This window comes from Mangrovactinospora gilvigrisea, assembly GCF_001879105.1.
GTDB classification, from domain to species: Bacteria; Actinomycetota; Actinomycetes; order Streptomycetales; family Streptomycetaceae; genus Mangrovactinospora; species Mangrovactinospora gilvigrisea.
The window spans coordinates 37,113-48,353 of record NZ_MLCF01000049.1 but is presented as its reverse complement, the minus strand read 5'-3'; the positions used below and the strand labels follow the sequence as shown (position 1 = coordinate 48,353).

At 68.8% G+C, this 11,241-nt stretch carries 10 protein-coding genes and 1 riboswitch; of the genes, 2 read left to right on the top strand and 8 right to left on the bottom strand.

Annotation, left to right across the window (positions count from 1 at the left end; all coding sequences use genetic code 11):
* Positions 1-164: 164 nt before the first annotated feature.
* Positions 165-282: riboswitch (SAM riboswitch) on the bottom strand.
* A 191-nt stretch (positions 283-473) separates the two neighbouring features.
* The 4 genes from qcrB to ctaE form a co-directional block, all read right to left on the bottom strand.
* Positions 474-2,129: a cytochrome bc1 complex cytochrome b subunit gene (gene qcrB, locus BIV57_RS10845; protein ID WP_071656513.1), complete on the bottom strand. Its 1,656-nt coding sequence runs from the start codon at positions 2,127-2,129 to the stop codon at positions 474-476.
* Positions 2,126-3,187 carry a cytochrome bc1 complex Rieske iron-sulfur subunit gene (gene qcrA / locus BIV57_RS10840; RefSeq protein WP_419185702.1) on the bottom strand — a complete coding sequence of 354 codons (1,062 nt, stop codon included), beginning with the start codon at positions 3,185-3,187 and terminating at the stop codon, positions 2,126-2,128. The genes qcrB and qcrA overlap by 4 nt, the downstream gene beginning before the upstream one ends.
* A complete protein-coding gene (qcrC, locus tag BIV57_RS10835; protein ID WP_071656512.1) occupies positions 3,184-3,993 on the bottom strand; it encodes a cytochrome bc1 complex diheme cytochrome c subunit in 810 nt (269 codons plus the stop codon). The genes qcrA and qcrC overlap by 4 nt, the downstream gene beginning before the upstream one ends.
* A 68-nt stretch (positions 3,994-4,061) precedes the next feature.
* Positions 4,062-4,679, bottom strand: a complete 618-nt coding sequence (gene ctaE / locus BIV57_RS10830; protein WP_071656511.1) for an aa3-type cytochrome oxidase subunit III — start codon at positions 4,677-4,679, stop codon at positions 4,062-4,064.
* Positions 4,680-4,897: 218 nt separating this feature from the next.
* Between ctaE and BIV57_RS10825 the strand changes: the two genes are divergently transcribed.
* On the top strand, positions 4,898-5,332 hold the full coding sequence (locus tag BIV57_RS10825) for a hypothetical protein (RefSeq protein WP_071656510.1): 435 nt from the start codon (positions 4,898-4,900) through the stop codon (positions 5,330-5,332).
* Between the two features lie 97 nt (positions 5,333-5,429).
* Entirely contained in the window at positions 5,430-6,509 is a 1,080-nt protein-coding gene (gene trpD / locus BIV57_RS10820) for an anthranilate phosphoribosyltransferase (RefSeq protein WP_071656509.1), read from the top strand.
* Positions 6,510-6,540: 31 nt separating this feature from the next.
* Here the strand turns inward: trpD and BIV57_RS10815 are convergent, their stop codons facing one another.
* The 4 genes from BIV57_RS10815 to ctaC form a co-directional block, all read right to left on the bottom strand.
* Positions 6,541-7,818: a L,D-transpeptidase gene (locus tag BIV57_RS10815; RefSeq protein ID WP_071656508.1), complete on the bottom strand. Its 1,278-nt coding sequence runs from the start codon at positions 7,816-7,818 to the stop codon at positions 6,541-6,543.
* Positions 7,819-8,035: 217 nt separating this feature from the next.
* The gene (locus BIV57_RS10810; protein ID WP_071656507.1) at positions 8,036-8,434 is read right to left on the bottom strand and encodes a cytochrome c oxidase subunit 4; all 399 of its coding nucleotides are present in this window, start codon (positions 8,432-8,434) and stop codon (positions 8,036-8,038) included.
* Positions 8,431-10,203 carry an aa3-type cytochrome oxidase subunit I gene (gene ctaD, locus BIV57_RS10805; protein WP_071656506.1) on the bottom strand — a complete coding sequence of 591 codons (1,773 nt, stop codon included), beginning with the start codon at positions 10,201-10,203 and terminating at the stop codon, positions 8,431-8,433. Before ctaD ends, BIV57_RS10810 begins: the two co-directional genes overlap by 4 nt.
* Positions 10,200-11,042, bottom strand: coding sequence for an aa3-type cytochrome oxidase subunit II (gene ctaC / locus BIV57_RS10800; protein ID WP_071656505.1), 843 nt, complete (start codon positions 11,040-11,042; stop codon positions 10,200-10,202). Before ctaC ends, ctaD begins: the two co-directional genes overlap by 4 nt.
* Between the last annotated feature and the right edge of the window lie 199 nt (positions 11,043-11,241).

Below are 11,241 nucleotides of genomic sequence, written 5' to 3'. Positions count from 1 at the left end.
ACGGCCTCGGCCACCGGGGCGGGCACCGCAGCGGGGGCGGGGGCCGGGGCGGCAGCGGCGGTCGGGGCGGGGGCGACGGAAGCGGCGACAGCGGGCGCGGTGGCGGTAGACACGGCAGAGCTCTCCTCAGGGTCCGGGGACCCCGGGAGACCGCGTCGGGGCGGGGTCCGCGCTTGCCGCAGCCGGCGCTGGCTGCGGCCTGGTCATCACCCGGGGCACCCCGCCACGGACGGAGGGTTGCCGGACAGCAGGCCGGGGCCGAAGTCGCTGTCGCTCGTGACCGGTTCGGATCATAACAGCCCGCCACCGAGCACCGACAGCGCGCATCTCGCACCGCGAGACGACCCACGTCAGCCGGGCACGCGAAGGGCCCCACCCCCTCGAAAGGGGGTGGGGCCCTCGCTTCGCGGTGACCTCACGGGACGCGTGGCTGACGCCCCGCCGGAGAACGGCCGGTCCGCGGCTGCCGCGGCCTAGTGGTGGCCGCCGTGACCGCTGGCGATCTCCTTGTACTCCTCCACGGTGGGCTTCGGGATCTGCGACTTCTCACCGAAGTAGTACGCCGACATCCGGGCCCGCATCTTGGTGTTGAGCGAGACCTTCCGCTTCACACCGTTCTCGTCCACCGCCGGCGGGAGCTTCAGCGGCACCTGCTGGTCGTAGGAGACCAGCGGGTAGAGCTGCTCGGGCTCCAGCGGGATGTGCGCCTCGGTGAACTCGCCGTGCGGCAGCTTCACCATGTTGCCGGACTCGCGCCCGTGCAGCGCCAGGGCCTTGTCCTTGCGCTGCAGGCCCATGCACCACCGCTTGACGACGATGAAGACGACGACCGGCAGCACGAAGAAGGCGATCCGGACGAACCAGGTCACATCGTTGATCGACAGGTGGAAGTGGGTGGCCACGATGTCGTTGCCGCCGCCCAGCATGCACACCAGGTAGAGCGTGATCCACGCGGCGCCGAACGCGGTCCGCACCGGGGCGTTCCGCGGCCGGTCCAGGATGTGGTGCTCGCGCTTGTCCCCGGTGACCCACGACTCCACGAAGGGGTAGAGGGCGAGGACGACGAGGATCAGGCCGAAGAGCGCCAGCGGGATGAAGACGCCCAGCACCAGCGTGTGCCCGGCGAATCTGATCTCCCAGCCGGGCATCGCCCGGATCAGGCCCTCGGCGAAGCCCATGTACCAGTCGGGCTGGGCGCCGGTGGACACCTGGTCGGGCCGGTAGGGCCCCATCTGCCAGATCGGGTTGATCGTCGCGATCGCCGAGATGGCCGCGATGACGCCGAAGACCAGGAAGAAGAAGCCGCCGGCCTTGGCCATGTAGACCGGCATGAGCGGCATGCCCACGACGTTCTTCTCGGAGCGGCCGGGACCCGCGTACTGGGTGTGCTTGTGGTAGAAGACCAGGATCAGGTGCGCGGCCAGCAGGCCGAGCATGATCCCGGGGATCAGCAGCACGTGGATGGTGAAGAACCTGGGGATGATGTCGTTCCCCGGGAACTCGCCCCCGTAGAGGAACATCACCAGGTAGGTGCCGATGACGGGCGTCGACAGGACGGCGCCCTCCATGAACCGGACACCGGTGCCGGAGAGCAGGTCGTCCGGGAGCGAGTAGCCGAGGAACCCGTCGAAGAACCCGAGCACCAGCAGCAGGAACCCGAACAGCCAGTTGATCTCACGCGGCTTGCGGAACGCTCCGGTGAAGAAGACCCGGAACATGTGGACGAACATGCCGGCGATGAAGACCAGCGCCGCCCAGTGGTGGATCTGACGGATCAGCAGGCCGCCGCGGACGTCGAAGCTGATGTCCAGGGTCGACTTGTACGCCTCCGACATCGGGATGCCGTTGAGCGGGGTGTACGAGCCGTGGTAGACGGTCTCCGCCATGCTGGGCTGGAAGAAGAGCGTCAGGTAGACGCCCGTCAGGATGATGATGATGAAGCTGTAGAGGCAGATCTCGCCCAGCATGAAGGACCAGTGGTCCGGGAAGATCTTCCGCAGGTTCGACTTGGCGAGGCCGTAGATGCCCAGGCGGCCGTCCGCCCAGTCGGCGGCCTTCACGCCGATGTTGTCCTGGCCGCGTTCGCTTCCGGCACCCGTTCCGGGTGCATTTGTCGTGGATGTACTCACGGGCGCTCCCAGTAGGACGGGCCGACGGGCTCCTGGAAGCCCTGGGAGGCGGCGAGGAAGCCGTCGTCCCCGACATGGATCTTCAGCTGCGGCAGGGGGTGGCCGGCCGGGCCGAAGATCACCTTCGCGCCGTCGGACAGGTCGAACGTCGACTGGTGGCAGGGGCAGAGCACATGGTGCGTCTGCTGCTCGTAGAGGCTGATCGGGCAGCCAACATGGGTGCAGATCTTGGAGTACGCGACGATCCCCTCATAGGACCAGTCGAGCTCCGTCTTGTCCTTGATGTCCTCCGGACGCATCCGGATGAGCATCAGGGCATCCTTGGCGATCTTCTCCTGGAACTGCTCGTCCTCCTCGCTCAGCCCCTCGGGGTAGGCGAAGGTCAGCGAGCCGACCTGGATGTCGCTGGGCTTCAGCGGCTCACCGGTGTTGTGGTTGATGATCCGCTTGCCCGCGGCCCAGTTCGTCTCCATCAGCTTCTTGCCGGGGAGCGGACCGAGGTCGCGCAGCAGCACCACGCCCGCGAGCGGGACCAGCGCCAGGGCGCCGAACATGGTGGTGCGGATCAGCTTGCGCCGACCGAACGCGGAGTCCTTGGCACCGGCCTTGAACTCCTCGAAGACGAACTCGCGCGTCTCCTTGTCGGCCTCGATCGGGTGGCGCTCCTGCGGCGTCTCCACGTCCGACATCAGCGTGCGCGCCCACTGGACAGCGCCGGCGCCGATGCAGAACAGGGCCACGCCGAGCGTCAGCCCGAGCGAGAAGTTCAGCGCGCTCACGCGCCCCAAGAGGAAGATGTAGACGATCTGCGACTTGGGGATCGCGTAGTAGGAGACGATGAACCCGATGGTGGCCAGCATCGAGATCAAGAAGAGGAAGGCAACCTGGCGCTCGGCCCGGTTCGCCGCCTTCTCGTCGATGTCGGTCCGCCGGTGCTCGTGGGGCGGCAGCCCCGGATCGGCGAACGGGTTGTCCCCCTTGACGGCGAGCTCGCCGTCACCATGGTCCTGCTCCGCCGGCAGGTTGTTGGCAGAAGACATCTCCTCGTCCTGGCTCATGACTTCCTGACCTTGCTGGTGCGGGCGGCGATCCAGATCGCCACCACGATCAGTGCGCCGAGACCGAAGATCCAGCCGAACAGACCCTCGGTCACCGGGCCGAGCCCGCCGAGCGTCATGCCGCCGGGGCTCGACGCCTCGTGGCCCTGCTTGGAGTAGACGTAGGCGATGACGTCGCGACGGTTCTTGTCGGACATCGTGCCGTCACCGAAGGAGGGCATGTTCTGCGGGCCGGTCTCCATGGCCTCGTAGATGTGCTTCGGGCTGACGCCCTTCAGCGACGGGGCGGTCTTGCCCTTGGTCAGGGCGCCGCCCTCACCCACGAAGTTGTGGCACTGCGCGCAGTTGGTGCGGAACAGCTCGCCACCGGCGGCCACGTCGCCCTTGGCGGGGTCGTAGTCGCTGGCGGACGGGATCGCCGGGCCCGCGCCGAGCGAGGCCACGAACGCGGAGAGCGCCTTGACCTGCGCCGGCTCGTAGGCGACCTTCTTGCGGGGCGCCTGGGGGCCGGGCTGCATCAGCGGCATGCGTCCGGTGCCGACCTGGAAGTCGACCGCCGCGGCGCCGACCCCGATCAGGGACGGCCCGTCTGAGGACCCCTCGCCGTTCATGCCGTGGCAGCTGGCGCAGCCGACGGCGAACAGCTTCTTACCCTCCTGGACGGTCAGCGACTGCGCGGAGGTGTCCGCCTGCGCCTTCTTGGCAGGAGCGAACGCGGCGTACAGCCCCCCGGTGGCCGCGAGCGCGAAGAGTAGGACGACGACTACCGCCATCGGGTGGCGTCGTCGTGCGGAGAGCTTTTTCACGAAAATCCCCGGTCGAAGTGGATCGTCTCGGCTACTGGCTTGAATCGTGACCTGACGTCTGGCGCTGCTTACTTGATCAGATAGATCGTGGCGAAGAGCCCGATCCACACGACGTCGACGAAGTGCCAGTAGTACGACACGACGATCGCCGCGGTGGCCTGCTCGTGCGTGAACCTCTTCGCCGCGTACGTCCGGCCCAGTACCAGCAGGAAGGCGATCAGCCCGCCCGTGACGTGGAGGCCGTGGAAGCCCGTCGTCAGGTAGAACACCGATCCGTAGCCGGAGGACGAGAGGGAGAGGCCGTCCTCCTTGACCAGGCTCGTGTACTCGTACACCTGGCCGCCGATGAAGATCGCGCCCATCACGAACGTGATCATGAACCACAGCCGGAGCCGCTTGACGTCGCCGCGCTCCGCCGCGAACACGCCCATCTGGCAGGTGAGCGAGGAGAGCACCAGCACCGTGGTGTTGGTCGCGGAGAACGGGACGTTCAGGTGGCTCGCGTGCTCGGCCCAGACATGCGGTCCCTGCACAGAGCGGATGGTGAAGTACATCGCGAAGAGGGCAGCGAAGAACATCAGCTCGGAACTCAGCCACACGATGGTTCCGACACTGGTCAGGTTCGGTCGTTGGACCGACCCGTGTGCGTGCCCGGTATCTACAGTTGCTGTCGCCACGCCCGACATTATGTCGGTCGCTTATCCCGTGCCGACGCCCGGGGTACTCCTTCGGCGCGTCAGGCCCCCGAGCAGGCCCCTGATCGGGCTAACGGCACGTCAGAGCGCCGGGTCGCCGGGCCTTCTGACGCCCTCCCCCGAGGCCCCCCGCCCGCGATACCATCCGGATCAGCGCAGCTGTCCCGTGCACATCGAACGCGAACGAGCGAGGAAGCGGGGGCATACCCATGCCGCACAGCTCCACCCCGGACCAGTCCGGTTCCCTGACCGTGCTGGTCTACAGCGACGACCGCACCATCCGCGAGCAGGTCCGCCTCGCGATCGGCCGCCGCCCCGCGCCCGACCTGCCCGAGGTCGAGCTGCTGGAGTGCGCCACCCAGGCCCAGGTGCTGCACGAGCTGGAGGTCGGGGGCGTCGCCGCCTGCGTCCTGGACGGCGAGGCCGTGCCGGCCGGCGGGATGGGCGTCTGCCGCCAGGCCAAGGACGAGATCTACGACTGCCCCCCGGTGCTGGTGCTCATCGGCCGCCCCCAGGACGCCTGGCTGGCCACCTGGAGCCGGGCCGACGCCGCGGTCCCGCACCCCATCGACCCCGTCGAGCTGGACGAGACGCTGGCGACGCTGCTGCGGGATTTCGCCCGCCGGCCGGCCGTCACCGCATGACCGACCGGTGACCACCGGGTGGACGGGCCGCCGAGCGGGCGGCCCGTCCCGATAGTCTGGGCGCCCAACCCACCCACGACACCACTCGGGAGACACCATGGGCGGACCCAGCACGGGAAGCGGCGCCAGCGCGGCCACCCCGGTGGCCCGCACCTGGCCGGACGTCATCACGGCGCTGCTGCAGGGCCGCGACCTGACGGCCGAGGACACCCGCTGGGCGCTGGGCGACATCATGTCCGGCAACGCCACGGACGTGCAGATCGCCGGCTTCGCGGTGGCGCTGCGCGCCAAGGGCGAGTCGGTCGACGAGGTCGGCGGCCTGGTGCGGGCGATGTACGACCACGCGGTGCGGCTGGAGATCCCCGGCCCCGCGGTGGACATCGTCGGCACCGGCGGCGACCGGGCCCGCACCGTCAACATCTCCACCATGTCGGCCATCACGGTGGCCGGTGCCGGCGCCAAGGTCGTCAAGCACGGCAACCGGGCGGCCTCCTCCGCGAGCGGCGCCACCGACGTGCTGGAGCATCTGGGCATCGATCTGACGGTGCCGCCGCGCCGGGTGGCGGAGATCGCCGAGGAGGCGGGCATCACCTACTGCCCGGCGCCGGTCTTCCACTCCTCGCTGCGGCACGCCGGCATCGCCCGCAAGGAGCTGGGCGTCCTCACCTTCTTCAACTTCCTCGGCCCGCTGACGAATCCGGCCCGGGTGGAGGCGCAGGCCACCGGCGTCGCCGACGCCCGGATCGCGCCGGTGGTCGCCGGGGTGCTGGCCGCGCGGGGCACCCGCGCGCTGGTCTTCCGCGGCGAGGACGGGCTCGACGAGCTGACGGTGACGGGGCCGTCCCGGGTGTGGCTGGTGGCGGACGGCAAGGTCGAGGAGACGCTCTTCGACCCGCGCGAGGTGGGCGTGGAGATCGCCCCGGTGGAGGCGCTGCGCGGGGCGGACCCGGCCTTCAACGCGGACGTCGCCCGGCGCGTGCTGGCCGGCGAGCCGGGCCCGGTGCGCGACGCGGTCCTCCTCAACAGCGCGGCGGCGCTGACGGCCCTCGACGGCCCGCCGCCGGCCTCCGCGCTCGCGGAGGTGCTCCGGGCCAACATGACGCGTGCCGCGGCCTCCCTGGACACGGGCGCCGCGGCGGACGCCCTCGCCCGCTGGTCCGCCGCCACCCAGCGCTGAGAGGCGGCGAGCAGCAGCCGGCGACGGCCCGTCAGCTGAACGGCTTGAGGTAGTTCACCGGCGACAGCGGGTCCGCCTTGGACCCGGCCGCCGCCACCGCACCACCCGCGGAGCCCTTCTTCCAGTCGTCCGCCGACACGTTCCAGTCGCCGTACCCGTTGCCGAACGGCTCCATCTCGTGGCCCCCGCTGTTCACCACCTTCACCACGTCCCCCATCTTCACCGCGTCGAAGAACCACTCCGCGTTCCCCGTGCTCATCCCGATGCACCCGTGGCTGACGTTCGCCGCCCCCTGCGAGCCCACCGACCACGGCGCCGCGTGCACGAACTCGCCGCTCAGCGTCATCCGGGTCGCCCAGTGCACCGGCAGGTCGTAGGAGTTGGCGCTGCCCGCCGGAATCCCCACCGTGGAGGACTTCATCTGCACGAACGCGTCCTTCTCCAGCACCACCTTGATGCCGCTGCGGGTCCGGAACCCCGGCTTGCCCATGGTGATCGGCATGGTGCGGATGACGTTGCCGTTGCGCCGCACGGTCATGGTGTCGGAGGAGCCGTCCGCGGTGGCGATCATCGAGTCGCCGATGGCGAACCTCACCGCCCGGTCGGGCTCGCCGTAGACGCCGTCGGCGATCTTCACCCCGCCCAGCCGCTCGGCGACGGTCACCTTGGCGTGCGCGGGCCAGTACTGCGTCGGGCGCCAGTGCAGCGTCTTGTCGTCCACCCAGTACCAGGAGCCGGTCGCCTTCGGCTCGGAGGTGACGGTGAGTCGGCTCTCCAGGGTGCGCCGCGCGGCGGCGTCCTTGACGGGCCGGCTGAGGCCGACCACCACCGGCTCGCCGACGCCCACCGTGGAGCCGTCGGACGGGCTGATGTCGGCGCGCAGCAGGTTGGACGCGGCGCCGGTGCGGAAGCGCAGCGTCCGCTCGGCCGGGCTGCCGTCGCTCCGGTTGGCGGCGACCTTGACGGTGTACTGCTCGCCGGCGGCGAGCCCGTCCGTGGACGTCCAGACCGTGCCCGCGTTGTTGAGCTGCCCCGCGAGGATGCGCCCGTGCGCGTCCACCGCGGTGACGTCCGAGAGCGACTCGCCGTCCCCGGCCTTGATGGTGAGCGGCTTGGCCGGGTCGACGGTCCGGCCGCCGCCCTGGACGCCCGCGGGCGACGCGCTGACGACGGCGTCACCGGGGTCGTTGGCCATCGCCGACCAGTCGTGGGACTGGGCGCCGCAGCCGGCGGCCGCGGCGCCCAGCAGCGGCACCACGGCCGCGGTGGCGATCCTGCGGACCCGACGCACCCTGAGCGGCTTCTCCATCACGATGTCCTCTCACCCACCCTGACGATTCATCACATCAGTCACACCCTACAAACTCGACCAATTGATGCCATATCAGGCGGCGCGCGCTTGCCCCATTAGGGGCGCGGGGAGCCGCGCGAGTGACCGCATCGAGGCATGGCGCACAAAAACCGGCCCGGATTCCCGTAGGAACGGGAGGTCCGGGCCGGCCGAGAGCCTCGGGAGGCGCGAAGCGCTAGTAGCGCTGGCTCATTCCGCGGTAGTACTCGAACACCCAACCGAAGAGTCCCAGGATGATCACCGGCGCGCTGAAGAACGCCAGCCACCACCCGAAGATGACGGAGAGGAAGAAGAGCGCCCCGCCGAGCGCCAGCGTCAGCGGCTGCCAGCTGTGCGGGCTGAAGAAGCCCACCTCGCCGGCGTCGTCCGCGACCTCGCCCTCCTCGTTGTCCATCGGCTGGCTGTCGATCCGCCGGGCCGTGAACCAGAGGTAGTACCCGATGAACAGGCACAGCGCGAAGGCGAGGAAGAGCGCCGTGGTGCCGGCCGCCTCGCGGGACCAGACGCCGTAGGTGATCGCGACGGCCAGCAGGAAGACCGCGAGCCAGATGAAGAGCTTGCCCTGGAACTTCACTCCTCGTCACCGCCCTTCTCCGACTCGGACGGGGAGGCCGCGGACGAGGTGCCCGCGCCGACGGCCTCGGGCTCCGGGCCCGCGCCGAGGTAGTCCGCCGCCATCTCCGGGTGGTGCAGGTCGAAGGCGGGGGATTCGGAGCGGATCCGCGGCAGCGTGGTGAAGTTGTGCCGCGGCGGCGGGCAGGAGGTCGCCCACTCCAGCGAGCGGCCGTAGCCCCACGGGTCGTCGACCTCGACCTTCTTGCCGTACTTCGCCGTCTTCCAGACGTTGTACAGGAACGGCAGCATCGACAGGCCCAGCACGAACGAGAAGATCGTGGAGACCGTGTTCAGCGTGGTGAAACCGTCCGCCGCGAGGTAGTCCGCGTAGCGCCGCGGCATGCCCTCGGCGCCCAGCCAGTGCTGCACCAGGAACGTGCCGTGGAAGCCGATGAACAGCGTCCAGAAGGTGATCTTCCCGAGCCGCTCGTCGAGCATCTTCCCGGTCCACTTGGGCCACCAGAAGTGGAAGCCCGCGAACATCGCGAAGACGACCGTTCCGAAGACCACGTAGTGGAAGTGCGCCACCACGAAGTAGCTGTCGGAGACGTGGAAGTCCAGCGGCGGGGAGGCCAGGATGACGCCGGTCAGACCGCCGAAGGTGAAGGTGATCAGAAAGCCGATCGTCCAGAGCATCGGTGTCTCGAAGGACAGCGAGCCCTTCCACATCGTCCCGACCCAGTTGAAGATCTTCACACCCGTTGGCACGGCGATCAGGAAGGTCATGAACGAGAAGAACGGGAGCAGTACGCCGCCGGTGACGAACATGTGGTGCGCCCACACGGTCACGGAGAGGCCGGCGATGGAGATCGTCGCGGCGATCAGCGAGCCGTAGCCGAACATCGGCTTGCGGGCGAAGACCGGAATGATCTCGGAGACGATGCCGAAGAACGGCAACGCGATGATATAGACCTCTGGATGGCCGAAGAACCAGAACAAGTGCTGCCATAGCAAGGCACCACCGTTCGTCGCCTCGAAGACCTGCGCACCGAACTTGCGGTCCGCCTCCAGCGCCAGCAGCGCCGCGGCCAGCACCGGGAAGGCCAGCAGCACCAGAACGGCCGTCAGCAGGATGTTCCAGGTGAAGATCGGCATCCGGAACATCGTCATGCCGGGCATGCGCATGCAGACGATGGTGGTGATGAAGTTGACCGACCCGAGGATCGTGCCGAAGCCGGAGAAGGCCAGACCCATGATCCACATGTCGGCGCCGATGCCGGGCGAGCGGATCGCGTCCGAGAGCGGCGCGTAGGCGAACCAGCCGAAGTCGGCGGCGCCCTGCGGGGTGAGGAACCCGGCCACCGCGATGATCGAGCCGAACAGGTACAGCCAGTAGGCGAACATGTTCAGCCGCGGGAACGCCACGTCGGGCGCGCCGATCTGCAGCGGCATGATCGCGTTCGCGAAACCGGCGAACAGCGGGGTGGCGAACATCAGCAGCATGATCGTGCCATGCATGGTGAACGCCTGGTTGAACTCCTCGTTCGTCATGAACTGCAGCCCGGGGCGGGCCAGCTCGGCACGCATCAGCAGCGCGATGACGCCGCCGATGAGGAAGAACGCGAACGAGGTGACGAAGTAGAGGGTGCCGATCTTCTTGTGGTCGGTGGTGGTCAGCCACTCGATGATCGCAGCGCCCGGCTTCTTGGCGTAGCCGTGGTCGGGGCGGGTCTCCGCCACGCCCTCCGACGCTGCTCCCGCGGGTTGCGGATCGTTCAGGATGGTCACTGCTCACCTCCCATGGAAGTAACGCCGGCCGGGACGGCGCCGGTCTGACCCTTGGCCTTCAGCTGGCTGAGGTGGTTGAGGTACTCCTGCTCGGAGACGACCTTCACATTGAAGAGCATCCGCGAGTGGTCGACACCGCAGAGCTCGGCACACTTGCCCATGAAGGTGCCCTCGCGGTTCGGCGTCACGTCGAAGCCGTTCACCCGGCCCGGGACGACGTCCTGCTTCATCAGGAAGCTCGGCACCCAGAAGTCGTGGATGACATCGCGCGAGGTCAGCTTGAAGCTGACGCGCTTGTTCACCGGCAGGTACAGCGTCGGCGGATTGGCGGGGGTGCCCGCCTCCCACACGGCGCCGACGGTGTTGTCACCGGATGCCTTGTAGTTGAAGGCCCAGCTCCACTGGAACCCGACGACGTTGACCGTCGCATCGGGGTTCTTGGAGCGCTTCATCAGCTCGCTCTCGTCGCGAGCCGTGTAATAGAAGAGGACCGCAATGATGATCAGCGGGACCGTCGTGTACAGCGCCTCGATGGGGACGTTGTACCGGGTCTGCGGCGGGATCTCCTGCTTTGTCCGGCTTCGCCTGTGGAAGATCACGCTCCAGATGATCAACCCCCAGACCAGGCAGCCGATCGCCAGCGCCGCGACCCAGGATCCTTGCCACAGGTGGAGGATGCGCGGCGCCTGCTCGGTGGCGGGTCGCGGCAATCCAAGCCGTGGCAGGGTCTCGGACGAGCAGCCGGTGGCGGACACGACGACCAGGCCCAGTGCCAGCACCTGCGGCAGCCTTCGCCGCAGGGAGCGCCGCGGCGAGCGGTCGGAGCCGTTCGGACTCACGTAGCGCCTTCCCGAAAGTCTCGCCCGCGCACTGGCGCCCCGGGTTCGTTCCCCCACCGGGACCCGTTTTGCGGGCAGGGTTGGATGTTTCTGCGGTCCCAAACCCTACTGGAGGCTTATTCAGGCCGTACAAGCAGGTCACCCCAACGCGCCGAACCGCCCCACGATTGGGCGCGCATCCCCAGTATTCCCACCGGTC